General features: G+C 62.8%; 17 protein-coding genes. 12 read left to right on the top strand and 5 right to left on the bottom strand.

All coding sequences use genetic code 11. From position 1 onward, the window contains the following. The first annotated feature begins 20 nt into the window (after window positions 1-20). From astB to CSQ92_RS19140, 5 genes are all read left to right on the top strand, one after another. On the top strand, window positions 21-1,361 hold the full coding sequence (gene astB, locus CSQ92_RS19160) for an N-succinylarginine dihydrolase (protein ID WP_099395061.1): 1,341 nt from the start codon (window positions 21-23) through the stop codon (window positions 1,359-1,361). Window positions 1,362-1,509: 148 nt separating this feature from the next. Continuing rightward, a complete protein-coding gene (locus CSQ92_RS19155; protein WP_099395060.1) occupies window positions 1,510-6,237 on the top strand; it encodes an NAD-glutamate dehydrogenase domain-containing protein in 4,728 nt (1,575 codons plus the stop codon). After that, window positions 6,237-7,250, top strand: coding sequence for a succinylglutamate desuccinylase (locus CSQ92_RS19150; protein WP_099395059.1), 1,014 nt, complete (start codon window positions 6,237-6,239; stop codon window positions 7,248-7,250). The genes CSQ92_RS19155 and CSQ92_RS19150 overlap by 1 nt, the downstream gene beginning before the upstream one ends. 149 nt (window positions 7,251-7,399) lie before the next feature. Continuing rightward, window positions 7,400-8,362: a DUF2167 domain-containing protein gene (locus CSQ92_RS19145; protein WP_099395120.1), complete on the top strand. Its 963-nt coding sequence runs from the start codon at window positions 7,400-7,402 to the stop codon at window positions 8,360-8,362. A 99-nt stretch (window positions 8,363-8,461) separates the two neighbouring features. Continuing rightward, window positions 8,462-8,971, top strand: coding sequence for a DUF1993 domain-containing protein (locus tag CSQ92_RS19140; protein WP_180277055.1), 510 nt, complete (start codon window positions 8,462-8,464; stop codon window positions 8,969-8,971). A gap of 109 nt (window positions 8,972-9,080) precedes the next feature. Here the strand turns inward: CSQ92_RS19140 and CSQ92_RS19135 are convergent, their stop codons facing one another. Next, a complete protein-coding gene (locus CSQ92_RS19135; protein WP_070254766.1) occupies window positions 9,081-9,641 on the bottom strand; it encodes a glycine zipper 2TM domain-containing protein in 561 nt (186 codons plus the stop codon). Window positions 9,642-9,802: 161 nt separating this feature from the next. Here CSQ92_RS19135 and CSQ92_RS19130 point away from each other — a divergent pair, with 161 nt between their 5' ends. From CSQ92_RS19130 to CSQ92_RS19105, 6 genes are all read left to right on the top strand, one after another. Continuing rightward, window positions 9,803-10,915, top strand: a complete 1,113-nt coding sequence (locus tag CSQ92_RS19130) for an NADH:flavin oxidoreductase/NADH oxidase (RefSeq protein ID WP_099395058.1) — start codon at window positions 9,803-9,805, stop codon at window positions 10,913-10,915. Between the two features lie 160 nt (window positions 10,916-11,075). Continuing rightward, window positions 11,076-12,659, top strand: coding sequence for an ATP-binding cassette domain-containing protein (locus CSQ92_RS19125; RefSeq protein WP_099395057.1), 1,584 nt, complete (start codon window positions 11,076-11,078; stop codon window positions 12,657-12,659). Between the two features lie 254 nt (window positions 12,660-12,913). Beyond that, a complete protein-coding gene (locus CSQ92_RS19120) occupies window positions 12,914-13,372 on the top strand; it encodes a RidA family protein (RefSeq protein ID WP_070254760.1) in 459 nt (152 codons plus the stop codon). Between the two features lie 116 nt (window positions 13,373-13,488). Continuing rightward, window positions 13,489-14,919 (top strand): amino acid permease, encoded by a 1,431-nt coding sequence (locus tag CSQ92_RS19115; RefSeq protein ID WP_034778907.1) that lies wholly within the window; start codon window positions 13,489-13,491, stop codon window positions 14,917-14,919. A gap of 419 nt (window positions 14,920-15,338) precedes the next feature. Beyond that, on the top strand, window positions 15,339-16,811 hold the full coding sequence (locus CSQ92_RS19110) for an amino acid permease (RefSeq protein WP_080753216.1): 1,473 nt from the start codon (window positions 15,339-15,341) through the stop codon (window positions 16,809-16,811). Window positions 16,812-16,878: 67 nt separating this feature from the next. Next, window positions 16,879-18,828 (top strand): S9 family peptidase, encoded by a 1,950-nt coding sequence (locus CSQ92_RS19105; RefSeq protein ID WP_257219281.1) that lies wholly within the window; start codon window positions 16,879-16,881, stop codon window positions 18,826-18,828. Window positions 18,829-18,839: 11 nt separating this feature from the next. On the opposite strand, the gene CSQ92_RS19100 is transcribed toward CSQ92_RS19105, so the two are convergent. Next, on the bottom strand, window positions 18,840-20,990 hold the full coding sequence (locus tag CSQ92_RS19100) for an FUSC family protein (protein WP_099395056.1): 2,151 nt from the start codon (window positions 20,988-20,990) through the stop codon (window positions 18,840-18,842). 90 nt (window positions 20,991-21,080) lie between these two features. Then, a complete protein-coding gene (locus tag CSQ92_RS19095; RefSeq protein WP_099395055.1) occupies window positions 21,081-22,769 on the bottom strand; it encodes a M14 family zinc carboxypeptidase in 1,689 nt (562 codons plus the stop codon). Between the two features lie 150 nt (window positions 22,770-22,919). Here CSQ92_RS19095 and CSQ92_RS19090 point away from each other — a divergent pair, with 150 nt between their 5' ends. Beyond that, window positions 22,920-23,489: a hypothetical protein gene (locus CSQ92_RS19090; protein WP_099395054.1), complete on the top strand. Its 570-nt coding sequence runs from the start codon at window positions 22,920-22,922 to the stop codon at window positions 23,487-23,489. Between the two features lie 68 nt (window positions 23,490-23,557). On the opposite strand, the gene CSQ92_RS19085 is transcribed toward CSQ92_RS19090, so the two are convergent. Then, window positions 23,558-25,711, bottom strand: coding sequence for a S46 family peptidase (locus tag CSQ92_RS19085; RefSeq protein WP_070254752.1), 2,154 nt, complete (start codon window positions 25,709-25,711; stop codon window positions 23,558-23,560). Between the two features lie 307 nt (window positions 25,712-26,018). Then, the gene (locus CSQ92_RS19080; protein WP_034778894.1) at window positions 26,019-26,288 is read right to left on the bottom strand and encodes a GlsB/YeaQ/YmgE family stress response membrane protein; all 270 of its coding nucleotides are present in this window, start codon (window positions 26,286-26,288) and stop codon (window positions 26,019-26,021) included. Window positions 26,289-26,375 lie beyond the last annotated feature (87 nt).

Raw genomic sequence — 26,375 nt, 5'->3', positions numbered from 1 at the left:
ATTTTAAGGACATGCCTTCCATGCACAGCACGCGCGAATACAATTTTGACGGCCTGGTCGGGCCATCGCATAACTATGCCGGACTTTCGTTCGGCAACGTGGCCTCGTTCAGCAATGTGAAAAGCGCTTCGAATCCGAAGCAGGCCGCCTTGCAGGGCCTGGCCAAGATGCGCGCCCTGGCCGCGCGCGGCTTTGCGCAAGCCTTGCTGCCGCCGCAGGACCGGCCGAATTTCCGCCTGCTGCGCGCTATCGGTTTCACGGGCACGGACGCCGAAGTGCTGGCGCGCGCCTACAAGGAGTCGCCCGTCATCCTGGCCTGCGCGTATTCCGCCTCGCCCATGTGGACGGCGAACGCCGCCACGGTCAGTCCGTCGGCGGACACGCAGGATGGCCGCGTGCATTTCACGGCCGCCAACCTGAATAACAAGCTGCACCGCGCCTTCGAGCACGCGCAGTCGGCGCGCAGCCTGCGCGCCATTTTCAGCGACGACAAGCACTTCGCCGTGCACGATGCGCTGCCGTCGACGCCGGCCTTTGGCGACGAGGGCGCGGCCAACCACACGCGTTTGGGTGCAAGCCACGGCGCGCCATCCGTTGAATTGTTCGTGTATGGTCGGGTGGAGTTCGATCCTTCCGCGCCATCGCCGAAGCGCTATCCCGCGCGCCAGACCCTGGAAGCGTCGCAAGCCGTGGCGCGCCTGCATGGCCTCGATGCGAAACGCACCGTGTACGTGCAGCAGAATCCGGACGTGATCGACCAGGGCGTGTTCCATAACGACGTCATCGCCGTCGGCAATGGCAATGTGCTGTTCTATCACGAGCAGGCGTTTGCCGATGAGGAGGCAAGCCTGTCGCAGCTGCGCCGCGCCGTCGCCGCCACGGGCGCGCAACTGGATGCGCTGCGCGTGGACACGGGCCAGGTGCCGATCCAGGATGCGGTGACCAGCTATCTGTTCAACAGCCAGCTGCTGACGAAAGAGGGCGGCAAGATGGCGCTGGTGATACCCCAGGAATGCCAGGAAAACCGCGCCGTGTCGCGCTACCTGGAAGGCCTGGTGGCCAGCGGTGGACCCATCGATGAACTGATACATTTCGACCTGCGCCAGAGCATGCGCAACGGCGGCGGGCCCGCCTGCCTGCGTTTGCGCGTGGCCCTGACGGAAACCGAGGCGCGCGCCATGCACCAGGGCGTGATCATGACGGAAACGCTGTACCATCGGCTGGTGCAGTGGGTGGAAAAACACTACCGCGACCATCTGGAGCCGGGCGACCTGGCCGATCCGCAGCTGGCGCTGGAAGTGCATGCGGCGCTTGAAGAATTGACGATCATCCTCAACTTACCGGGATTGTACGACTTGTAGGCGATAGAAAACACACAGAAAAATCCGAGACAGACTATCCGCAACACAGAATTGGACGGGCGACCCCCGTCTCTTGACACCGCTGCCGCCCAGCCACAAGCCCGAACGACAGCGTTGGACATTCACATTACCGTAATGGAGATGCAAGATGAATCACACGCCACAAGATTTGCGTACACAAACGCTGGAGTTGATTAACGCGGCTGGCAATGCAGGCAAGGCGGCAGCGCCTGTCGTGCAACTGGTGCAGGCATGGCTCGACTCGCTCGACGCCGAAGACCTGGCCGATATCGCGCCCGACAGCCTGGCACCGGTGCTGGTTGACGGCTTCACGCAAGCGGCCAAGCGCACCGGCAGCGGCTGCCAGATCGCCACCCTGCGTTATGCGGATGGCCGTGGCGGCATGGCGAGCGCCTTGCTGATCCTGAACGAAGACATGCCTTACCTGGTCGACTCCATCGTCATGGCCATGCGCCGCCAGCACCTGGCAGTGCGCGGCGTGATGAACACCGTGCTGCCCGTGCGCCGCGCCGCTGACGGCAGCGTCGAAGCGGTGCGCCAGCCGGGCGACCCGCTCGAATCGTATGTGCTGGTGCTGCTCGACGAAGAGCTGGCGCCGGAAGCCCTGGCTGCGCTGGTCGCCGCCCTGGAGACGGTCGCGCGTGACGCCGCGGTGGTGCGCCGCGATAGCGCCGCCATGAGCGAGCGCCTGGCCGCTGTCGCCACGACTGCCGCCCAGCATGGCGAAGAAGGCGCGGAAGTTGCCGCCTTCCTGGAATGGGCACGCAGCGGTGGCTTTGAAGTGTTCGGCTACGCCTACTACCGCGTCAAGCCGGGTGTGCGCGAACTCGAACGCGACATCCCGAGCCGTGTCGGCGTGCTGCAGGATACGGCGCACCCCGTCTACGGCACCTGCCTGGCGAATATCCCGGGCGACTTCGACACCCTGGCCAAGCGCGACTCGGCGCTGTCCATCGTCAAGGCTGACGTGGCAGGCACTTTGCACCGCGACCAGCAGCTGGACTTCATCGGCGTGCGCGACATGGATGCGCAAGGCGCGATCCTGGGCGAGCATTGCTTCGTCGGCCTGTTCACCCGCGCCGGCAATTCCACTCCGCTGGCGGCACTACCGTTTGCGCGCGGCCGTGTGGCCAAGGTACTGAGCCTGGCCGGCGTGCGCCAGCAAGGCTTCCGTGCCGAGAAATTCCGCGAAATCCTCGAATCCCTGCCGCGCACGGAAGCGCTGGAAGCGGACCTCGACTGGCTGGCGCAAGTGTGCGGCGCCGTCGTCTCGCTGTACAAGCAGCCGCGCACCAAGGTCTTCGCGCGCCGCGACGTGTACGCGCGCCACCTGAACGTGCTGGTCTACCTGCCGCGCGAGCGCTACAGCGCCAGCGTCGCATCGAGCCTGGCAAAGGCCCTGCAAGCCAGTTCCGGCGCCACGCATGTGAGCACGCAGACCCTGGTGGCCGACGGCCCGCTGGCGCGCGTCTACCTGATCGCCCACGCCGCGCGCTACCCGCTGGATCTGGAAACGGACATCGAACAGCCGCTCCTGAGCGTGCTCGATGGCTGGCATAACGGCTTTGCCGCCGTGGCCGACGCCGTGCCCGACGTGGCCCTGCGCACCAGCCTGCGTAAACTCTGCGCTACCTTGCCGCTCGATTACGTGGCCGCCACCGCGCCGGCCGTCGCTTTCCGCGACCTCGACACCATCCTGCGCAACACCGATCCGGCGCACGTGGCGGTGCGCATCGAAACGGGCGCCGTTACGACGATCCGTTTGTACTCGGCCAACAAGGTGCCGCCGCTGTCGACCATCCTGCCGGCCCTGCACAATGCGGGCGTGGCGATCGACCGCGAACAGGCGTATTCGGTTTCGCTGTCCGACGGCACGCGTTATTTCGTCACCAGCCTGACGGTCGATGCCGCCAGCGCGGCGAAACTGGCGCAGCCATCGGTCGTCGCCGTGGCACAGGAACTGTTTGCCGCCCTGTTCAACGACACGGCCGAAGATGGCCGCCTGAATGGCCTCGTCATCGAAGGCGGCTTGTCGACGCGTGAAGTGCAACTGGTGCGCGCCTACACCAGCTACTGGCGCCAGACGGGCAGCCGCTTCTCGGTGCGCTACATTGCCGAAAGCCTGCGCAAGCAGCCGGCCCAGGTCAAAGCCCTGGTAGAGGCCTTCCTGCAGCGCTTCGATCCAGCGCTGTCCGACGCGCAGCACGCGGCCGCCCTGGAAAGCATCGCCGCCATCAAGGCCGGCCTGCCCTCCGTGAACCATGCCGATACCGAGGAAATTCTCGGCGCGCTGGCCGACCTGATGGCCGCCACCCTGCGCACCAGCTACTTCCAGAACAATCAAGCCGGCGACAAGATCATCTTCAAGTTTGACACCAGCAGCCTGGCGCTGGTGCCGGAACCGCGTCCTTACCGCGAGATTTTCGTCTTCTCGCGCCGCTTTGAAGGCGTGCACCTGCGCGGCGGCCCTGTCGCCCGTGGCGGCTTGCGCTGGTCCGATCGCATGGAAGACTACCGCACCGAAGTGCTGGGCCTCGTCAAGGCCCAGATGGTCAAAAACGCCGTCATCGTGCCGGCCGGCGCGAAGGGTGGTTTTGTCTGCAAGATGATGCCGAAGGACGCCGTGCGCGAAACCATCGCGGCCGAAGGCGAAGCCGTCTACCGCCTGTTCATTTCCAGCCTGCTGGAAGTGACGGACAACCGCTCGCTGGGCAATATCGTCCCGCCTGTCGATACCGTGTGCTTCGATGAAGCCGATCCATACCTGGTGGTCGCTGCCGACAAGGGCACGGCCACGTTCTCGGACATCGCCAACGGCATCGCCGTGCAGCGCGGTTTCTGGCTCGGCGACGCGTTCGCCTCGGGCGGCTCGAACGGCTACGACCACAAGAAGCTGGGCATCACCGCCAAGGGCGCATTCGAAGCCGTGAAGCGCCACTTCTATGAAATGGACCACGACCTCAATACCACCCCGATCACCATGGTCGGCGTGGGCGACATGTCGGGCGACGTGTTCGGCAACGGCGTATTGCTGTCGCGCCAGCTGAAACTGGTGGCCGCATTCGACCACCGCCACATCTTCCTCGACCCGACACCGGACGTCGCCGTCTCGTTCGAAGAACGCGCGCGCCTGTTCGCCTTGCCGCGCTCCTCGTGGGACGACTACAACAAGGACTTGATCTCGGCAGGCGGCGGCGTGTATCCGCGTTCAAGCCGCACCATCGAGCTGTCGCCGCAGATCCGCGCCGCGCTCGATATTCAAGAGACCTCGCTGGCGCCGGAAGAACTGATGCACCGCATCCTGAAGTCGCCCGTGGACCTGTTCTACAACGGCGGCATCGGCACCTACATCAAGGCTTCGACGGAGACGCACGCACAGGTGAAGGACCGCGCGAATGACCATATCCGCGTCAGCGGCAATGAGCTGCGCGTGAAGGTCGTGGCCGAAGGGGGGAATCTGGGTGCGACGCAGGCTGGCCGCATCGAATTCGCGCTGGCGGGCGGACGCATCTTTACCGATGCGATCGACAACTCGGCCGGCGTGGATTGCTCGGACCATGAAGTGAACGTGAAAATCTGGCTGGACGTGGAAGTCAATGCGGGCAAGCTGACGGAAGAGGAACGCAATCGCGAGCTGTATGCGATGACGGACGACGTCGAACGCCTGGTCTTGCGCGACAACACGCAGCAGACGCATTTGCTGGTACGCGAGTTGCAGGCGCAAAGCGAAAGCGCCGTGCAGGATGGCTATGCCGCCCTGATCGCCAGCCTGGAAGAAGAGGGCGCCCTGTCGCGCGAGCTGGAGCAGCTGCCATCGGTGGCCGAACTGGCACGCCGCAAGCTCGATAACCGTGGCTTGACCACGCCGGAACTGGCGGTGGTGATCGCCAACGTGAAGAACCGCTTCAAGCGCATCCTGTCCGCGCTGCCGTTGACGGATGAAACGTGGGCCGAGCCGGTGCTCAAGCCTTACTTCCCATCCTTGCTGGTGGAAACCCGTTCGGCGCTCGACCACCCGCTGGCCAACGCCATCCTGGCAACCGTGCTGGCCAATGAAGTGATCAACCGCTGCGGCCCGCTGATGATCCGCAACCTGGCGGCGGAGCATGGCGTGGACGAGTCCAGCGTGATCCTGGCCTGGGGCCAGGCCTGGGTGGCGCTGAACCTGGCGCCCGTGTTCGACGCGCTCGACGCCGATGCGCTGACGGTGCCGCGCGACGTGTCGATCAAGGTCGACGCGCAAACGCGCGTGCTGCAGCAAACGATGATCGCCGGTGTCCTGTCCGTGCCGACCGAGCAATTGCGCGGCGCCGGCCTGGCCGAACTCACGCGCCTGTTTGGTGCGGAATCGAAGCGCGAGCTGCTGAAAGCCGTCGGCATCAAGTCGGAAGCGGCGCTGGTGCCGGGCCTGACGCCGGCCTTCGTCCAGGCGTGGGATGCGGTCGATGCGCTGGAAGTCGTCGCCGGCTTCCTGTTCCCGGCCCTGTCCGTGCCGCGTCCTGCGGCGATGGACCTGGCCGCCTTCCTGCAAGTGGGCCTGGCCCTGCGCAGCCAGGCGGGCATCGACACCCTGGAACGTGGCCTGAAGCTGGCCGCGCAAGGCAAGTCGCAGGAACAGTTGCGCAACTACGCGCAGCAAGCCCTGCGCCGCACGCAACAGCGTCTGCTGACGCAGGTGCTGGCGCGCGCCGAGCAAGGCAATGCCGGCCAGGCCGTCGATGCCGTGACGGGCGCGCTTGGCCTGTCGGCCTATGTGGCGGCGACGGAACTGGAGCAAGCCATGCTGGACGTGTGGACCTTGTCGGAAGCCGTGAATAAAATCACGGCGAAATCCACAGCGGAAGCGGCGGTGTAATGACGCAAGAAGTACGACAAGCCGGACAGGGCGCTGGCGGCTTGCCGCCGGCCGTGCAGGCGCTGGCGCAGGCCGATTTCAGCGGCGTGGCGCAGTTGTTCGCCAACGCCGGTTTTACGGTGGCCTTGCCGGCGCCCGGCATGCTGCAGGTCGTCAAGCCGGGAGAAGGGCGCGCCAGCGTGGCCGTCTCGGTGGGCGTGCATGGCGACGAAACGGGGCCGATCGAAGTGCTGGCGCATCTGCTCGATGCGCTGTCGCGCGATGCATCGACGCTGGCCGTCGATCTGCTTGTCTGCGTGGGCAATGTCGATGCGATCCGGGCCGGCAAGCGTTTCATCGACGCCGACCTGAATCGCATGTTCCGCCCCGTGCGGGGAAGCCTGGCGCAAGCGGCGGAAAGCGCGCGCGCCGATGAAATGATCGCCGCCACGGCAGCGTTCTTTGAAGCGGCCGGTCCCGTGCGCTGGCACCTGGATTTGCACACGGCCATCCGGCCTTCCGTGTACCCCACGTTTGCCATCGTGCCCGACCTGGTGGCCGACGACGCCAAGGCGCAGCTGATATCCTGGCTGGGCCAGGCAGCCATCGGCGCCATCATCATGAACCCGCAATCGGCCGGCACCTACAGTTATTATTCGGCCGAGCATTTCGGCGCGGCCGCCAGCACGGTGGAACTGGGCCGCGTAGGCACCCTGGGGCAGAACGATCTGTCCCTGTTCGACGACGTGTCGCGGGCGCTGGACGGCTTGCTGCGCGGCTTGCCTGCGCAGCCGGTCAAGGCAGCGCCGCACGTGTTCAAGGTGGCGCAGGAAATCATCAAGCACAGCGATGAGTTCCGCATGGCGTTTGACCGCAGCACGCAAAATTTCACGTCCCTGCCGCAGCATGCCGTGATCGCCAGCGATGGCGAGCAGGTGTACACGGTGCAGCATGCGGAAGAACTGGTGGTGTTTCCGAACCCGGACGTGCGCGTGGGCTTGCGCGCGGGGCTGATGGTGGTGCGCGTCTTTTGATTGTCCAGTAATCGTCTAGCCTCACAGGCGCCAGCCGGGGAAACCCGCCTGGCGCTTTTTTCATGGTAAAAATGCCGCACGGAAATAATTATCCATTAGGCAATCAGTTGATTTAAAATATTTACCCTTTGCAATTTTTTGGACCGATCATGTTGAAACGCCTGCTGACAGCCCTGCTGTGCCTGACCATTTCCAGCCTGACGGCTGCCGCCCCCGCCGAAGAGAAGGCAGCCGCACCGGAAATGACGGCCGAGCAATTCCTTGCCCAGTTGCACCTGCAGCGCGGCAAGATCACTTTGCCAGGCGGCATCGCCACCCTGGATTTGCCCGCCAGCTTCCGTTACTTGTCGCCGGCGGACGCCGAGCGCGTGCTGGTCGATGCCTGGGGTAATCCGCCGGGCATGGAATCGCTGGGCATGATCGTGCCTGCCAAGACCAGCGTGCTCGAGCGCGACAGCTGGGGCGTGGTGGTGACGTATGAAAAGGAAGGGCATATCAAGGATGACGATGCGGACAGCATCAAGTACGACGAATTGCTCAAGGATATGCAGGCGTCCGTGCTGGAAAACAATGCGGAGCGCAAGAAGCAGGGTTATCCCGGCATCCATCTGATGGGCTGGGCGGAAAAACCCAGCTACGCCAAGGATACGCACAAGCTGTACTGGGCCAAGGATTTGATGGTCGATGGCGGCGAGCATTCGCTGAACTACAACGTGCGCGTGCTGGGCCGCGAAGGCGTGCTGAACCTGAACGCGATTGCCAGCATGCAGCAGATCGAGGCGATCAAGAAAGAGATGCAGCAAGTGACGGCGTTCACGGAATTTACCGACGGTAACCGCTACACGGATTTCGACAGCAAGACGGACAAGGTGGCTGAATATGGCCTGGCGGCGCTGGTGGCCGGCGGCGTGGCCAGCAAGCTGGGCTTGTTTGGCAAGCTGCTGGCGCTGCTGCTGGCCTTCAAGAAAGTGTTGCTGCTGGCGCTGGTGGGCGGCGGCGCGGCCATCGTCAAGTTTTTCGGCGGCAAGCGCAAGGAAAAGCAGGCGCCGCAGGCCGAACCTGCGGAACAGCCCGGCCATGCGCCGGATGGCAAGGTGAATCTGGAAAAGTAGAACGAACTGAGCTGATCCGTGCGTCGGCGCACATGCGCGCGCTGCCGGATAACAGCGCCTCGGGTACACTGGCTCATCGTTCACTATCAGGAGTTCGCCATGTCCGTGTCCATGTATCAGGCAACCATTCCCGTCTTCATCCGCGGCTTGCGGGTCGTTTCGTCCCTGCTGGAAAAAGCGCAAGCCCATGTGGAGGAAGATGGCATCGTGCCCGAGATTCTACTGGGCGCGCAGCTGGCGCCCGACATGCTGGACCTGACGGCGCAGGTGCAGCGCGCCAGCGATACGTCGAAGATGTCGGTCGAACGCCTGAGCGGTGTGCCGGCGCCGAAGTTCGAGGATAACGAGGCATCGTTCGAGCAGCTGCAAGAGCGCATTGCCAACACCATCGCCTATATCGACAGCGTGAATGCGGGCCAGATGGCGGGCAGCGCGCAGAAGGAAGTCGTGCTGAACTGGACGGACGAGGGAACGACATTCTCGGGCGACAATTACCTGCTCAGCTTTGCCTTGCCGAACTTCTATTTCCACGTTTCCATGGTCCACGCCATCCTGAGGAACAATGGCGTGGCCGTGGGCAAGCTCGACTATCTTGGCCCTTACGATTGACAGGCCTGAAAAACCGTCGCGAGCGGCGATGATTTGTGGCCGAGAAGCGCAACTGTGCTGAAGCACAGTGAGCATCGCAGGCCGCAAAGCGCGACGCGCAGCAGGTTTTTTATCGCTGTGGCTGCTGTTGGACCTGGTTCTGCACAGCATTGCCCAGCATGCCGCCGCCGATCACGCCGGCCACCGTCGCCAGTGCCTTGCCGCGGCCGCCACCGACCTGATTGCCGATCAAGCCGCCGATGACGGCGCCCGTGCCGATGCCCACGTAGTTGGGTTGTGCCGGTGCTGGCGCAGGCACTGGCTGCGGCTGGCGCACGGGTTCGCGGTAGGCTGTCTCGCGGTAGCCATCGTCATTGTAGGCAGGACGCGATTGCGCCACTTGCGTGTGGTGCACGACGCGCTTGCGCACGACAGGCGCCGGAGCTGGTGCCGGAGCCGCTTGCGCGACGACAGGCGCGGCTACCGGTGCAGTCACGGGAGCAGTCGCGGGCGCTGCCAGGGCAGCGGCGCTGGCCGGCGTCATGGCGGCCACGTCGGCAGGCACGTTCGCCCGCGAATTGGGCAGGATGCCGGCGATGGACGCCGCGCCCACCAGGCACAGGACCGTCACGGAAATGGCGGCGCCGGCCATCAAAGGGTGGATGCGGCTGGCGGTAGTCGTCGTGTTCATGTGTTCTCCTGGGGTGGCACTGCGGGTGTTATTGATGTGTCCAGATTAACGGTCTCCTCGCCGCAAGGCTAGACGGTGCGCTGTATCAAACGTAAGCAGGTGTAAGGCCCCGATCGCCAAAGCGCAGTAGAATCGGTGCTTCCCCTTTTCCGGAGTCCGCCATGAGCCAGCTATTCACGCCGTATGCACTGGGGCCGCTGCAGGTGGCCAACCGCATCGCCATCGCGCCCATGTGCCAGTACTCGGCCGACAACGGCAACGCCACCGACTGGCACATGATCCACCTGGGCCACCTGGCCCTGTCCGGTGCGGGCTTGCTGATGACGGAAGCGACGGCCGTCTCGCCCGAGGGACGCATCTCGGCCGAAGACCTGGGCCTGTGGTCGGACGCGAACCAGGCGGCGCTGGCCAAGGTGGTGCAGGCGATCCGCCGCCATTCTCCGATTCCGCTGGTGGTGCAACTGGGCCATGCTGGACGCAAGGCGTCGAGCCGCGCGCCGTGGCAGGGCGGCGCCTGCGTGCACCTGGCCGAGGGCGGCTGGCAAACGGTGGCGCCGTCCGCCATCGCCCACGCACCCGGCGAAACCGTGCCGATCGCCCTGGACGAGATGGGTTTGCTGCAAATCAAGGGCGCCTTTGTGGCGGCCGCCCAGCGCGTGCATGCGCTGGGCATCGAGGGCATCGAACTGCATGCGGCGCACGGCTATCTGCTGCACCAGTTCCTCTCGCCGCTGGCCAACCACCGCACGGATGCGTATGGCGGCAGCCTGGAAAACCGCATGCGTTTTCCGCTGGAAGTCTATGAAGCCGTGCGCGCCGCCGTGCCGGCCACGGTGGCCGTGGGCGTGCGTTTTTCCGCCACCGACTGGGTCGAGGGCGGCTGGGAGATCGGGCAAAGCGTGCGCTTCGCGCAGGAACTCAAGCAGCTGGGCGCCGACTTCATCCACGTCTCCAGCGGTGGCATTTCGCCCCAGCAGCAAATTCCCGTGAGTCCCGGCTACCAGGTGGCGTTTGCCGAACGCATCAAGCGCGACAGCGGCTTGCCCACCATCAGCGTGGGCTTGATCACGGAAGCGCAACAGGCGGAAGACATCATCGCCAACGGCCAGTCCGACATGGTGGCGCTGGCGCGCGCCATCCTGTTCGATCCGCGCTGGCCCTGGCACGCGGCGGCCCAGCTGGGCGCGCAAGTGTCGGCGCCACCGCAGTACTGGCGCTCGCAGCCGCGTGAATTCAAGCACCTGTTCGGCGACACGACCCTGGGCCAGCGCTGACCCGGCTGTCTCTGCTACACTGACGCTTCTCCCCATTTCTCCAGGACGCTTCGACATGCGCCATTGATACTGCCGTGCTGTGCACGGCCTCGCCCATCCCGCCACAGCGCCTTGCGCCGCGCGGGTTCGCCAGCCCTGTCTGCACGTACAAGGAGTATCCATGCCCGCATTACTACAACTCGACCGTCTTTCCCTTGTGCTGCCCGATGGCCGCACCCTGTTTTCCGATTTGCAATTTTCCTTTGCCCCGCAACGTATCGGCCTCGTCGGCGATAACGGCGTGGGCAAGAGCGTGCTGGCGCGCCTGCTGGCGGGCCAGGCGCAGCCGTCTTCTGGCGCCGCGCGCTGTGACGGCAGCGTCCATTACGTGGCGCAGGAACTCGATCCGCAGCACTATCCCACCGTGGCGGCCCTCGCTGGCGTGACCAGCTTGCTGGCGGCGCTGGCGCGCATCGCCGAAGGCAGCGTCGACGAAGCCGATTACGCCCTCGTGGGCGAACGCTGGGATGCCCACGCCCGCCTGCGCCAGGCGCTCGATGCGCTCGATTTGCGCCATGTGGACGCGGAGACGCCAACGGCCAGCCTGAGCGGCGGCGAGCGCCAGCGCATCGCCCTGCAAGGGGCATGGCTGTCGCAGGCGGACTGGCTGGTGCTCGATGAACCGAGCAACCATCTCGATGCGCAGCAGCGCGCCCGCCTGGTGGCGCAGATGGCGCGCTGGCCTGGCGGCTTGCTGCTGGTCAGCCATGACCGCGGCTTGCTCGAGCACGTCGATGAAATCGTCGAGCTGTCGCCTCAGGGCTTGCGCAGCTATGGCGGCAATTACGCGATGTATGCGCAGCAGCGCGCGCTGGAGCAGGCCGGTTTTGCGGCCGCCCTGCAGGCGGAAAAGGCCGGCGCCAGACGCGAACAGCGCGAGGCGCAGCAGCAGGCAGAACGGCAACAGAAACGGGTGACGCGCGGTGAACGCGAGGGCCGCGAAGGCAATCAAAGCAAGCTCCTGCTCGATGCGAAAAAGGAGAAAAGCCAGGATAGCCAGGGCAGGCTGCGCGTGCGCGCGCAAGAGGCGCAGCAGGCGCGCCAGCAAAGGGTGATGGACGCCAGCGCCCGCTGCGCGCCCGAGGCCGAACGGTTGCTGCTGGCACCCGAGAGTGCCGTGCCGAACGGCAAGCTGCTGCTGGAGCTGCGCGAATTGGTCTTGCCGCATGGCCAGGCGCACGCCATCAACCTGATACTGAACGGGCCGCGCCGCCTGGCCGTGACGGGCGACAATGGCAGCGGCAAGTCGACCCTGCTGCGCGTGATCGCCGGACAGCTGGCGCCCGCCAGCGGCGAACTGCGCTGCCATGCCAGGGTAGCCTGGCTGGACCAGCATGCGGGACTGCAGGACGGCGAGTGGAGCGCCGTGCAGCGCTTGCAGGAACGCAACAGCATTGTGCCGGAAGGCGAGCTGCGCACGCGGCTGGCGCTGCTGGGCATTGCCGGCGCGCGCGCCACCATGCCCAGCCGTTTGCTCAGCGGCGGCGAGCGCATGAAGGTGGCGCTGGCGGCCGAGCTGTATGCGCAGGCGCCGCCGCAACTGTTGCTGCTTGACGAGCCTGACAACCATCTGGACCTGGCCAGCCTGCAGGCGCTGGAGCAGATGCTGCTGCAATATCAGGGCGCGTTACTTGTGGTTTCGCACGACCAGGCCTTTCTGGATGCGATAAACCTTGACCCGGAGGGCTTGACATTGCACAAGTGACAATTTAATGAAAAAAGTCACGCTCGATGCCTGTAGAGCATGCTTCATGAACCGATGCTGAATTTTGTTTGATTGTCGGTATAATCCACTGAATAACCGGGCCTATTTGTGAACTAAAACTGCTGGTTCACCAATATGATGACGTTTAATCTGGCACTGTTGTCGGTCACTGCCGCGCTGCCAGGGCGTCATCCTCCGTGCCCTGCCGTGCATGAATTTTGGTTTCGCTTATATTGTTTTCTTGGAGAAATAGCATGTCGTTTTACGAAAAACTCAAAGCCCTCAACATCGAACTGCCAGTCGTTGCCGCACCAGCTGCCGCCTACGTGATGCATGCCCGCACGGGCAACACCGTCTTCCTGTCCGGCCACCTGGCCAAGAAGGATGGCAAGGTCTGGGTGGGGCAGTTGGGCAAGGATGTCACGACGGAAGAAGGCAAGATCGCCGCGCGCGGCATCGCCATCGAACTGATCGCCACCTTGCAAGACGCATGCGGCGGCGACTTGAACAAGGTCAAGCGCATCGTCAAGGTCATGAGCCTGGTCAATTCCACTTCCACATTCACGGAACAGCACCTGGTGACGAATGGCGCCTCGGAACTGTTCGTCGAAGTCTTCGGCGACAGCGGCAAGCACGCCCGCTCCGCCTTCGGCGTGGCGCAAATCCCGCTGGGCGCTTGCGTCGAGATCGAGCTGATCGCCGAACTGGCCTGATCATCTGAACATGCCGGCGCTTGCCGCCGGCGCGCCTTTTCCTCCTTTCCAGCAAGAGCGGAACCGCCATTGGGGTGGAGGGATCGGTGTATTCAAGAAAAAAACGGAGACACGTAATGAAAACGAGTGAACAAGGCTTGCACCGCGGCCTGGGCGAGCGGCAGATCCGCCTGATGGCGCTGGGTGCCGCGATTGGCGTGGGCCTGTTTTTGGGTTCCGGCAACGCCATCAAGATGGCCGGCCCCGGCATCATGCTGTCGTACATCATCGGTGGCGCGGTCATCTTCATGATCATGCGCGCGCTGGGCGAAATGGCTGTGCACAATCCCGTGGCCGGCTCCTTCAGCCGCTATGCCCAGGATTACCTGGGCCCCCTGCAAGGCTATCTGACGGGCTGGAACTACTGGTTCCTGTGGCTGGTCACCTGCGTGGCGGAAATTACCGCCGTCGCCATCTACATGGGCATCTGGTTCCCCGACGTGCCGCGCTGGATATGGGCCCTGGCGGCCTTGGGCTCCATGGGCGCCATCAACCTGCTGGCCGTGAAAGCCTACGGCGAGTTCGAGTTCTGGTTCGCCCTGATCAAGGTGGTCACCATCATCCTGATGATCATCGGCGGCACGGGCATGATCATCTTCGGTCTCGGCAACGACGGCGTGGCCATCGGTATCTCGAACCTGTGGACGCATGGCGGCTTCTTCCCGAATGGCGCGCAGGGCGTGCTGATGTCGCTGCAGATGGTGATGTTTGCCTACCTGGGCGTGGAAATGATCGGCCTGACGGCTGGCGAGGCGGCGAACCCGAAGAAATCGATTCCCGACGCCATCAATTCCGTGTTCTGGCGCATCCTGATTTTCTATGTCGGCGCGCTGTTCGTCATCCTGTCGATCTATCCATGGAATGAAATCGGCACCACCGGCAGCCCCTTCGTCATGACGTTCGAACGCCTGGGCATCAAGACGGCCGCCGGCATCATCAACTTCGTCGTGCTGACGGCGGCCTTGTCGTCGTGCAATGGCGGCATCTTCAGCACGGGCCGCATGCTGTACAACCTGGCGCTGCAAGGCCAGGCGCCCAAGGCGTTTGCGGAAACCACGGCCAGCGGCGTGCCGCGCCGCGCCATCCTGGTGTCCGTCGTGGCGCTGCTGATCGGCGTGCTGCTGAACTACATGGTGCCGGAAAAAGTGTTTATCTGGGTCACCTCGATTTCCACCTTCGGCGCCGTCTGGACCTGGGGCGTGATCCTCGTCACGCAGATCCAGTTCCGCAAGACCTTGACGCCGCTGGAAATCAAGAACCTGGCCTTCCGCATGCCGTTCGCGCCTTACGGTTCCTGGATTTCGCTGGCTTTCCTGGCGCTGGTGATCGGTCTGATGGCGTATTTCCCCGATACGCGCATCGCCCTGATGGTCGGACCAGCCTGGCTGATCCTGCTGACGGTGCTGTACTACGTACTGGGCCTGGCGCCGAAAGAGCGGCGCGATGACGTGCCGCAAGGCTACGAGGCAGGCTGGCCGCCGGCCGATGCGCCGCAGGGCAAGAAGTAATCCGGCTCGGCTGAGCTGAACCGAAAGCGCGCCCCTGCTCCAGCAGCGGCGCGCTTTTTCTTTCATATTGGCAATTCCATGTTCCCCTAGCGCCAGTGCGCGTTTTGCGGCGCACGCCTGGCGTTGTTTCCTTGCATCAAACTTCTGTTTAGCTGAGCCGATGAAAGCCCTATAATCGCTTAGTTTTGAAAATGGACGCGATCTTTCCGGTTTTTTGCCAGGTAGGGCCGGAGCGCCGTTTTTAAGTGTTTTTACCCGTCATGTTTCGAACGACACCTGACAAAACCGTAGCGAGCGGATGCGAGTTGTGGCTAAGAAGCGCAGCTGTGCGAATGCACAGTGAGCATCGCAGGCCGCAAATCACGACGCGCAGCAGGTTTTGGCAGGTGTTCAAGTGCATGCCTCATAAAGGAATGCTAGTGAGCCAAACCCTGGTCCAGAAACTTTGCCGCACCAAGCCGATCGATACCACGGTCGAATATGGTGAAGGCCTCAGCAGCAGTGGCTTGAGCCGGTCCATCGGCCTGTTTTCCCTCACCATGATCGGCGTGGGCGCCACCATCGGCACGGGCATTTTCTTTACCATGGTCGAAGCCGTCCCCAAGGCGGGCCCATCGGTCGTCCTGTCTTTCCTGATCGCCGCCATCACGGCCGGCTTGACGGCCTTGTGCTATGCGGAATTGTCGTTCCGCATACCCGCCTCCGGCTCCTCGTATTCGTTTGCCTATGCCACCGTGGGCGAGTTTCTTGCCTTCATCATGGCCGCCTGTCTGCTGCTCGAATACGGATTGGCGGGCAGTGCCGTGGCCATCGGCTGGTCGTCCTACCTGAATAATTTCCTGGAAAACGCTTTCGGCTGGCACATCCCCGAGATGCTGCGCACGCCGATGATCGTTTCCGGCCCGCATGGCATGGAGTTTCATGCCGGCCATATCAACTTGCCGCCGATCTTTTTGATTTGCATGTGCGGCTTTTTGCTGCTGCGCGGCGCCAAGGAATCGGCCCTGATGAATGCCATCATGGTCATCATCAAGCTGGCGATTCTCGTGTTTTTCATCGTCATCGCGTTTTCCGGCTTTAACGCCGACAATTTCTTCCCCTTCTTCAATGCCGACAACAGCAAGGGCTTTGCCGGCATGACGGGCGTCACAGCCGCGGCCGGTACTGTCTTCTTCTCCTTCATCGGCCTCGATACGGTGGCGACGGCGGGGGATGAAGTGAAAAATCCCACGCGCAACGTGCCGCGCGGCATCCTCGGCGCCTTGCTCATCGTCACCGTGTTTTATTTGCTGGTGGCCGTGGCCGCCCTGGGCGCGCAGCAGGCGAAATTGTTCGAAGGCCAGGAAGCGGGCCTGGCGGTGATCCTGCAAAACGTCACGGGCAAGACCTGGCCCGCGCTGGTGCTGTCGGCCGGCGCCGTCATTTCCGTCTTCAGCGTGACCCTGGTGACGATCTACGGCCAGACGCGCATCCTGTTTGCCGTCAGCCGCGACGGCCTGATCCCGAAATCGTTCCAGAAAATCCACCCGCGCACCCTGGTGCCGGTCAGCAATACCATCATCGTCTGCCTGGTGGTGGCCGTGGTAGCCGGTTCCGTCGATGCCACTTACTTGTGGGACATGGTCAGCATCGGTACCCTGACAGCCTTCATGGTGGTCTCGATCGCCGTGCCCGTGCTGCGCCATAAGCAGGGCGCCAACCGCATCGAAGGCTTCAGCGTGCCGTTCGGCCCGTACGTGATTCCTGGCCTGAGCATCCTGGCTTGCCTGTACATCATGCGCGATTTGCCGCATACGACGTTTGTCGTGTTCAGCGTGTGGATGGCGGTGACGGTGGCCATTTACTTCCTGTACAGCATGCGGCATTCGCATCTGGGCAAGAAGGCCCGCTAATGCAGTCTGTTCCATCCAAAACCGCCGCGCTTGCCGGCGGTTTTTTTTATTTCTAACCGGAATTTACATGATGAAAATAACTGATTTGGCCGTTTGCGGCTTGCTGGCAAGCAGTCTTCTGGGCAACACGGCACAGGCCGCCCCTGCAACGGAGCCGGCATTGCGCGATTACCGCGCCGTGGCCCTGTCCGCGAATGGCCAGCGCATCGCCGCCATCGAATCGAGCAAGGCGGGCGAGCAGCCGCAGCGCCCGCATGCGGCCATCGTCGTGCGCGACGCCGCCAACGGCGCCATCGTGCAGCAATTCGATCCGTGTACCGTGTGTTCCTACGACAAGCCCAGCTGGTCGCCCGATGGCCGGCAGCTGGCTTTCATTGGCTACGACGCCAAGGCGGGCACGGCGCAGCTGTACCTGGCCACCCTGTCGCAGGCGCAGGCGCGTGTGTTGACCACTATCAAGGGCGTGGCCAGCACGGTGCGCTGGTCGCCGGATGGCAAGCAGCTGGCTCTGCTGGCCACGGTGGGCGCGCGCAAGCTGGCCGGCGCCGTGGAGGCTGGCGTGCGCCAGGTGGGCGAAGTGGGCAGCGAAGACGATGCCCAGCGCATCGCCGTCGTGCCGGCCAGCGGCGGCGAGCCGCGTCTGCTGTCGCCAAGCGACACCTATGTGTATGAATACAGCTGGACGCCCGATGGCCGCGGCTTTGTCGCCACCAGCGCGCAAGGCAATGGCGACAGCAACTGGTGGGTCGCCAAGCTCAGCCATATTGATGCGGCCACGGGCGCCCTGCGCGTGATCGCGTCGCCAGCCATGCAGCTGAACCTGCCTTCCGTCTCGCCGGACGGCAAGACGGTGGTCTTCATCGGCGGCCTGATGAGCGATTTCGGCTCCATCGGCGGGGATCTCTACACCGTGCCGCTGGCCGGCGGCACGCCGCGCAATCTCACACCCGACTATCGCGGCACCTTCAATGGCGTCGTCTGGCGCGGCGCCGGTTTGCTGGCAACGGCCCTGATCGATTCGCAGCTGGCGTTGGTGCCCGTCGATGCGCAAAGCGGCCCGGCCCGACCGGTGATGCTTGGTGAACTGAGCAGCAGCGGCAGCGATGGCCGCTTGTCGTTCAGCGCCGACGGCCAGTACGCTGCCGCTGCCCAGGAAAACTTTACGCATGCTTCCTACCTGGTGGCGGGACCGGTGGGCCAGCTGAAAAAGATTACGCGCGACAATGACGGCTTTGCGCCGCAGTTGACGGTGCAGAACGTGGGCTGGAACAACGAACAATACAAGGTGCAAGGCTGGCTGCTGGGGCCGTTGAAGACGGAAGCAGGCAAGCGCTACCCGATGATCGTCAACGTGCATGGCGGGCCCGGTGCAGCCGCCTCGCCCCGTTATGTGGGGGCGAGCACCCTGATCCATGAATTGACGCAAAAAGGCTATTTCGTTTTCCTGCCCAATCCGCGCGGCAGCTTTGGCCAGGGCCAGGCATTTACGCGCGCCAATATGGCCGACTTCGGCGGCGGCGACTGGCGCGACATCCTGGCCGGCATCGATATGGTGGAAAAAGTGGCGCCCGTCGATGGCCAGCGCCTGGGCCTGATCGGCCATTCGTACGGCGGCTTCATGACCATGTGGGGCGTCACGCACAGCGACCGCTTCAAGGCGGCCGTGGCCGGTGCGGGCGTGTCGAACTGGATCAGCTATTACGGCCAGAACGGCATCAATCAGTGGATGATCCCGTTCTTTGGTGCTTCCGCCTATGACAAGCCGGACGTCTACCGCCGTGCCTCGCCCATCGAATCGATCAAGGCGGCGAAGACGCCGACCCTGATCTACGTGGGCGAGCGCGACGTGGAAACGCCGGCCGCCCAGTCACTGGAATTCTGGCACGGCTTGCGCGCCATGGGCGTACCGTCCAGCCTGTTCATCTACGATGGCGAAGGGCACTCCTTCCGCAAGCCCGAGCACCAGCGCGACTTGCAGAAACGTACTATCGGCTGGTTTGAGCGCTATCTGAAATAGATCCCGGGGATTTAGCGCGGTGTCACAATATGCACGATCGCCGCGCTATGTACCACGATCTTGTCGGCATCGGCTTGCAACAGGCGGATACGCCGCTGTACCAGCGGCCAACCGGACCAGGCCACGTCGCTGACGGGCGGCGCGGCAGGGGGAGCCAGCGGCGCGCTGATCGTCGCCTGGTTGTCGAGCTGCTCCAGCGCGCGCGACAGGGTCAAACACACTTGCGTATGGCTGTGGCTGAGCAAGGCGTTGACGGGCGCGACAGGCAGCTGGCTGGCGTGGCGTCCGAGGATGGAGCGCAGCGCCGCCACGTGGGCCACCAGCAAGTAATTTTGCACGATGAACAGGTTGATGTCTTCCACGGCCCGCTGCTTGCTGGCCGGTTCGTCGAGCATGCGCACCAGGGCCGAGCTGAGTGCGGCCAGGCTGTCCATCAATCGCTTGCGCTCGATGCGGTAGGCGAAATCATCGAAACATTTTCCCTGCAGCAGCGCGAAGCTGGCCTGCATATAGCTGAGGTTTACATTGAGCACCTGGCGCACCAGGCGCGGCAGGCTCTGGTATTCCCAGTTGGCCAGCACAAAGCTGAACACGGTGGCAACGGCTGCGCCGATCAGGGTATCGATCAGGCGCTCGCTGACGAGGTTCGGGTTGCTGGGCGCCACCAGGTGCATTTGCAGCAGGATCATCAGGCTCACGGCGATGGCCGTGTAGCGGTAGCGCAAATAGATGAAGGTGGGCGTGGCCACGATGGAGAGGAACAAAATGGCCATCAGCACGATATTGCTGTGCACGAAGCGGATCACGATAGCCGTGATCACGCAGCCGATGATGGTGCCGATGATGCGGTCGGCGCGGCGCTGGCGCGTCATGCTGAACGTGGGGCGCAGGATGATGACGATGGTGAGCACAATCCAGTAGCTGTGGGCCGCATACGGCAGCCAGTGGCCGATCAACAGCCCTACCGAGATCGCCATCGATACGCGCAGGGCGAAGCGGAATACGGGCGAATCCAGGCGCAGATTCGACAGCAGGGTTTTCAGTTCATATTTCTGCTGCGACAAGAATGGCGCCATGTCCGCGCCGCTCCAGAACGGTACATTGTCGTAGACTTTCTGGCTGGCCAGGTGCAATTCCGCGATCATTTTCAGAATGGCGCGGATCTTGTTGCGCTGCGCGCGCAGGGTGGCCAGCGCTTCCTGCGCATTTTCTCCCTTTGCCTGCAGGCGGGCAATTTCTCCTTCGATGTCGGCCCATTCCTTGTCGTAACTGATCTGCGCATACGAGGCGCGCTTGCGCGTGACGGCGTATGCTACGGCTTCGATGTCGCGCGCCGCCTTGTAGGCCAGGTCGTGCAAGGATTTCAGCACGTCGGAGTCGGCCAGGTGCTGGCGCAGCAGCGCGTAATCCGTGTGCGTGGAAAGGATCAGTTCATATAGATCGAGCATGCATACGTGCACCTGCACGACGATGGCATCCTTGCTGTTCTTGTGGCTGCGCAAAATCAGGTCGCGCGACGCTTGCTGGCGGTCGGCCAAAATGCTTTGATGGCGCACCAGCTTGTTGAACTGCTCCGTCAGATTGAAACGCGTGTCGTAGAAATCGGCCTTGATATCGATGTAGGCGGCCAGTTCGAACAGGGCTTCGGCCAGCACTTGCTGCTTGATGCGGTGGCGCAAGACCCAGGCGATGGCCATGGCGTAAGCCAGATAGATGAGGCCGCCGAGCATGAACAGGCCCGCATGGTGGAACGATTGCTGCCACGTCATCTGGTGCTCCATCGACATGGTCATGATGAACAGGGCGGCCAGTTGCAAGGGCATGGATTTCTTGCCGTACACCACCATCATGCTGGCAAGGAAACTGACGAGGACGAGCACCGTCATCAACAGCCACTGCACGGGCCCGCACAGGCTGATTAACAAAGTGACGGCGCTGCACAGCAGCACGGAAGCGAGCATTTCATTGAACTTGTGGCGCAGCGGGCTGGGCATGTCCATCAGGGTCGTGCACAGGGCGCCGATGCACACCGTCATGGCGGTGGCGCTGTCGCTGATTTCCTGGGTCAGCAAGGCCAGGCCGACGAGACCGATGGCCACACGCAAGCCCAGATAAAAATAATGGCTGTAAATAAAGGTGCGCAGGTTCAGTGCGTAGTGCATGGGATTACCTTGTGGGTAGGGCACAGAAAGAGGCGCCGCACCGGGGTCTCCGATGCGGCGCCAGGATGTTGCAGTCGCTACAGCCCGGATTTACATCAGGGCGATCACTGGGTAGCGCCGCCATTCCGGCTCGGCAAAGCGCTGGCAGTGTGCAAAGATGAAGTTCAGCACGGCTTCCTGATTGCTCAGCAAGGCGGGATTGGCAGCTTTCCAGTCAGCAAACTTGGCCGCCAGCGCCGGTTCATCGCGCAGCAGTTCGGATGCCATGTCTTCGAACACGTAATCGGAAAACGCTTCTTTCTTCTCCAGCACGCTATTGAAGAAACCCCAGCGGAAGAAGCTGTCGTGCGCCTGCGGCTCCAGCGTTTCCACGGCGTAGCGGGCGTTGTCCTGGTCCAGGCTGACGACATAATCGCCCGCTTGCACGGTGAACTGGCCCGTGCGCGCTTCGAGTTCTACATGGTCGTGGAACATGTGGCCTTCGTAGGCCGTGGCGCGCGTGCCGACGGAGGCGATGTGGTAGTAGCGGGCCGTTAGTGTCTGTTCGGTGGTGATGCGGCTCATTTCGACGCCGTTCCAGCGCAGCCGTTCGATCACTTCGCGCCACGCTTGCGGCACGATATAGGCTTTCGGCGCGGCCACGGTGACGTCCGCATCGAAGCGGTTGTAGTAGGCGATATCGCGTTCCCACGGCTGCGAGCGGTCGTAGGACAGGCGCTGGTAGTCACCCAGCAGACTCGGCGTGTATTGCGCCGCATAGCCCTTGAAGGGGAAGGTTGACGGCTGCTCTTCATTCATGGCCCAGTGGATGGGCCACTCGGCTTGCGTGCGGCCGGCCGCCTTCGCTTGCGCGCGCAGCTGCTTGATCTGTTCGCCATGTTCGATGGTAAACGCCATGGTGATGTCGAGCAGGGTGCGCATGGAAGCGTAGCGGTCGGCAAACGGTTTCAGCATGTGCGTTTCCGGCATGAAACCGATGACGTGATGCAAGGCCGCAAAACCGGTCGAGAAACGGGGCACTTCGAGGAATTCGGCGATGCCGTGGTCGGGGCTATCCTTGACGGGATTAACATATGGGCAGGTGGGCCAGCCGGCCTGTTCCATCTGCGCGAAGATGTGCGGCAGCATGGTGTCTTGCAGGAAGGGACCGAGGCCGTTGCCCAGCTTATCCGTTTGCGTATGGATCAGGGTCATCGTGTACGGATAGTCGGCGCCGTTCGACGTGTGCGTGTCGACCATCACGTCCGGGTCCCAGCTGGCCAGCAGGCGGTTGAACACTTGCGCGTTCAGGCTGTCGCACTTGATGAAGTCGCGGTTCAGGTCCAGGTGGCGGCTATTGCCGCGGAAACCGAATTGCTCTGGGCCATCCTGATTCACGCGCGATGTATTGGCGCGGTTCAGGCTGCCATCGACGTTGTAGATCGGAATGAACAGCAAGACGGTGCTGCCCAGCGCCGCCAGGCGTTCCGGCTGCGTGCAGAGGTCGCGCACGATGGCCATGCAGGCGTCGATGCCTTCCGGTTCGCCCGGGTGGATGCCGTTGTTGTTGAAGAACACCGTGCGGCCCGCGCGCTTGATCTGCTCGCGGTCAAACACGCCGTCCCCGCTGACGACGCCAGCGTGGATGGGCACGCCCGAGTCGGACAGGCCGATCTGTTCGAAGTGCAGCACCTGCGGATAGCGTGCGGCAAGATCTTGATAGAAGGTGATGCATTCCAGCCAGGTCGTGGTCTGGTTGTGGTTACCGAGTTCGTAGGTCGTGCGCAAGTCTGGTGGCATAGCGGTCTGAGTCTGGGAGGGGGAAGGCGCGCTGGGTAAGTACGCCCGCTAGGGGCCAATTGTAGCACCGGCGCTCTTGCCTTGAGGCGCCGCAGGGGCTTGTTGCTGTACTTGTGTTATGAATACGTTTCACGCACGAGGGGAGGCGGCATGGGCAAGTCGGCGATGGCGGCGCTGGTGTGGGGGATATGCCTAGCGGCGCAGGCGGCGCCGTTGCGCTTGCCGGCGGGCAAGGAGCCTGTGGCGCAGGGCGGGTCTGTCACGGCTGCCGCGCAGGGCGCGCTGATACGCTACCGGGGCTGGCTGCTGGCCGTCGATGGCGCCGTACCGGAAGAACGGCCTGACATCGTGCTGACGTCGGCGCAGGCGCGCCACGCGCCGCAGCTGCGGATCGGCGCCACGCGGCGCACCTTGCCCCTGTGGTCCGCCTTCGAGCTCGTCAAGGGAAGCGCGCGCCTGCGCATCACGGCGCTGCCGGGGCCGGATGAGCTTTCCGCGCTGCTGCTGGACTTTGGTGATGGCGACTACCGCATCGTGGTTCCCGCCGCCGGCATCGCGCGCCATGCTTATCCTGCACTGGCGCAGCGCTTTCCCGGCGCCGACCTGGCCTTGCTGCTGCAGGATGGCCGGCGGGTCATGCTGCCGCTGGGAAGTGGCAGGACGCAAGTGTTTGGCGAAGAGCAAGCCGTACCTTACCGTTTTAGCAAAGTAAAACGTTAGGCGAAAAAAAGCCACTCCCGCAGGAGTGGCTCAGGCTAAAGCGCCCGTTGCCGGGTTATTGCTTCTTGTTATTCAGCGCCCATTTCTTTCAGCAGGTTGTCTGCGTGGTCGATGTGTTTCATGTTCCACAGCATGTAGCGCAGGTCGACCTGGATCGAACGGGTGTTGGCCTTGTTGTAGTCCCAATCGGAAATGATCGAGTCCAAGGTGCCATCGAAGGCCAGGCCGATGAATTCGCCTTTGGCGTTCAGGGCAGCCGAACCGGAGTTACCGCCGGTGATGTCCAGGGTGGCCAGGTAGTCGACCGGCACGGTTTTCAGCTTCGGATCGACGAATTTACCGAAGTCCTTGGCTTTGATCGCGGCCAGTTGATTCGCTGGTGCATTGAACTCGCCCTGGCCCGTGGCTTTGGCAACGACGCCATTGACGGTGGTGAAGGCAGACCAGGTGGTGCCGTCGGCGCCGTGGTCACGGCCGGCTACTTTGCCGAACGTCACGCGCAGGGTGCTGTTGGCGTCAGGATAGACGGCTTGGCCTTTGCTCTTCATGAAGGCAATTTTTGCTTTCATGTAGTTGGCGTAGGCTTGCTGGATCTTGCCTGCCAGTTCTTCGTCTTCCGCTTCGTTTTTCAGCGAATCCGGATACATGGCGACGGCTGCCTGGATGAAGCTGTCCTTGCTGGCCTGGAATTCAGCTGGCGTGCGCTTCAGCCACGCTGCGCGTTCTTCCTTGTCGGCCAGCTTGCTGCCGGCATACAGTTTGTCCAGGGCGGCGGACAGGTCGGCTTGCGACATGCCGTCCTTGATGCCGATGGCGGCGTCGAAGCTGGCGCGGCGTTGTGCTGCCGGTTGCGCGGCGTACTTGGTCAGGCTGTTCAGTACCAGTGCCTTGTCGACTTTTTCATCGTAGGTGCGCTCGACCGACGTGATGCTCGACGACAGACGTGGCAAATCGCGCGTCTGGTAGCCGGACTTGCGTTCCGTATCGGCCTTGGTGCCTTCGTTCGACAGGCGGTACAGGCTGCGTGCCGTGTTCAGCAGGCGTGGCTGTGCGTAGCTCAGGAAGAAATCGCGCTTGGTGTCGGCATCGCGCTCGGCGATCAGCTTTTCCACTTGCTCGATGTCGCCGGCAAATTCCGCCTTGCGGGCAGCATTCGCGTTGACCCAGGTTTTCAGGGCTTCGTGTTCCGTCGTCTTGCGCGCCAGGAAGTCGCTGCCCGCGTAGGAATCCAGCATGCCTTGGCGGTTCTTGTAGTAATTGTTCACGCCAGCAACCTGGCCCGCGTATTTCAGGGCAACATCCTTGTTGTCCTTGGTTTCGCGCGCGATGATGGCCAGGGTTTCGCCCGATGCTTTCACGAAGGCCGGGTAGTTCCAGTCAAACGTGTACGCCACTTCCGATGGCAGGCGGTGACGGTTGGTGCGGCCAGGGTAGCCCAGGACCATCACGAAATCGCCTTCTTTCAAGCCATCCTTGGCCAGTTTCAGCACGTGTTTTGGCTGGTAAGGCACGTTGTCCTTGCTGAAGTCGGCAGCTTTGCCGTCTTTGCTGACATAGGCGCGGTAGAAACCGTAGTCGCCCGTGTGGCGTGGCCACATCCAGTTGTCGGTGTCGCCGCCGAACTTGCCGACGCCTGCTGGAGGCGCGTGCACCAGGCGCACGTCGCGGATTTCCAGTTGCTTGATCAGGTAGAACTCCAGGCCGCCGTAGTAGGCGGACACGGTGCAGCGGAAGCCCGCTTCTTTTTCGCATTCGGCCACCAGTTTCTTCTGGTTTTTCTCGATCGCGTCGATGCGTGCCTTGCCTTGCAGCTTGGCCACGTCGGCGGTGATGATCTTGTCGCTGACATTGGTCACGGCCGAGGTCACGAAGATGCGGCTGCCCGGGGCGGCTGGCAATTCTTCAGCGAACGTCTTGGCCAGGAAACCGTTGGCCAGCAAATCGCGCTCTTTGGTCGAATTGACCGCCACGCTGTTGTAGACGCAATGGTGGTTGGTGGCAACCAGGCCTTGCGGCGAGACGAACGAAGCCGAGCAACCGCCCAGGCTGACGATGGCGCCCATGGGGAATTCGGTCAGTTTGGTCAGGTTGGTCGGATCGAGTTTCAGTCCGGCCGCTTTCAGTTCCTTGGCCACTTGTGGCAGCTGTTGGGGCATCCACATGCCTTCGTCGGCGTGTGCGAAGTTGCTCAGGATGGCGAGCGCGATTAAAGATTTTTTCATTCGAGTTCTAGTCTTTTACATGAAGGGAAGTCGGAACCAACGTGTACCCAGTGTTTTTTCTCAGCGGGCGACCTAGAGTATCCGTATCGAACTCGCACTAGTCAATCACATTTTCCCGAGGGCATGTTTGTAGTTGCTTGTAAAAATTGCACTATTTTCGGCATTGCAGGGGCAGGAGTGGGCTGCGAACGGGCATTTTCTCGTGCCGCGGCTGTGGTATTGTCCATACAATTGTCTTGCCGGCAATAAAAAATGGCCGGGCGCTTGCGCGGCCCGGCCACTTGCTGATGCGTTGCCATGTGTCTGCTTAGCGTATTTTGCCGCGGCGCAAGAGATTCACGATGCCCAGCAGGATCACGGCGCCCAGGAACGAGACCAGCAGAGAAGCCAGGCTGAAATTGTCGCTATTGATGGTGCCCGTGCCGAACAGGGGGGCCAGCAGCCAGCCGCCGAGGAAGGCGCCGACGATGCCGACGACGATATTGAGGAAGATGCCCTGTTGCGCATTCGTTTTCATGACCATGCTGGCCAGCCAGCCGATGACGCCGCCAATAACGATCCAGATAATGAAATTCATGTAGTCCTCCGCGCGGTGGATAAGTGGGTGTGCCATGTCAGAACAACATCATGCCAATGGATAGTGATGCCGCACGATAGAAAAGTC

It is taken from the genome of Janthinobacterium sp. BJB446 (genome assembly GCF_002735655.1).
Classification (GTDB): domain Bacteria; phylum Pseudomonadota; class Gammaproteobacteria; order Burkholderiales; family Burkholderiaceae_D; genus Janthinobacterium; species Janthinobacterium lividum.
Note: the sequence above shows the minus strand (reverse complement) of the source record. Positions and strands in the feature narration are given on the sequence as shown.

Excerpts from the sequence above, each read along its gene's own strand:
- astB (WP_099395061.1), top strand. The coding sequence starts at position 21 with ATGCACAGCACGCGCGAATACAATTTTGACGGCCTGGTCGGGCCATCG.
- CSQ92_RS19155 (WP_099395060.1), top strand. The coding sequence starts at position 1,510 with ATGAATCACACGCCACAAGATTTGCGTACACAAACGCTGGAGTTGATT.
- CSQ92_RS19150 (WP_099395059.1), top strand. The coding sequence starts at position 6,237 with ATGACGCAAGAAGTACGACAAGCCGGACAGGGCGCTGGCGGCTTGCCG.
- CSQ92_RS19145 (WP_099395120.1), top strand. The coding sequence starts at position 7,400 with ATGTTGAAACGCCTGCTGACAGCCCTGCTGTGCCTGACCATTTCCAGC.
- CSQ92_RS19140 (WP_180277055.1), top strand. The coding sequence starts at position 8,462 with ATGTCCGTGTCCATGTATCAGGCAACCATTCCCGTCTTCATCCGCGGC.
- CSQ92_RS19135 (WP_070254766.1), bottom strand. The coding sequence starts at position 9,641 with ATGAACACGACGACTACCGCCAGCCGCATCCACCCTTTGATGGCCGGC.
- CSQ92_RS19130 (WP_099395058.1), top strand. The coding sequence starts at position 9,803 with ATGAGCCAGCTATTCACGCCGTATGCACTGGGGCCGCTGCAGGTGGCC.
- CSQ92_RS19125 (WP_099395057.1), top strand. The coding sequence starts at position 11,076 with ATGCCCGCATTACTACAACTCGACCGTCTTTCCCTTGTGCTGCCCGAT.
- CSQ92_RS19120 (WP_070254760.1), top strand. The coding sequence starts at position 12,914 with ATGTCGTTTTACGAAAAACTCAAAGCCCTCAACATCGAACTGCCAGTC.
- CSQ92_RS19115 (WP_034778907.1), top strand. The coding sequence starts at position 13,489 with ATGAAAACGAGTGAACAAGGCTTGCACCGCGGCCTGGGCGAGCGGCAG.
- CSQ92_RS19105 (WP_257219281.1), top strand. The coding sequence starts at position 16,879 with ATGATGAAAATAACTGATTTGGCCGTTTGCGGCTTGCTGGCAAGCAGT.
- CSQ92_RS19100 (WP_099395056.1), bottom strand. The coding sequence starts at position 20,990 with ATGCACTACGCACTGAACCTGCGCACCTTTATTTACAGCCATTATTTT.
- CSQ92_RS19095 (WP_099395055.1), bottom strand. The coding sequence starts at position 22,769 with ATGCCACCAGACTTGCGCACGACCTACGAACTCGGTAACCACAACCAG.
- CSQ92_RS19090 (WP_099395054.1), top strand. The coding sequence starts at position 22,920 with ATGGGCAAGTCGGCGATGGCGGCGCTGGTGTGGGGGATATGCCTAGCG.
- CSQ92_RS19085 (WP_070254752.1), bottom strand. The coding sequence starts at position 25,711 with ATGAAAAAATCTTTAATCGCGCTCGCCATCCTGAGCAACTTCGCACAC.
- CSQ92_RS19080 (WP_034778894.1), bottom strand. The coding sequence starts at position 26,288 with ATGAATTTCATTATCTGGATCGTTATTGGCGGCGTCATCGGCTGGCTG.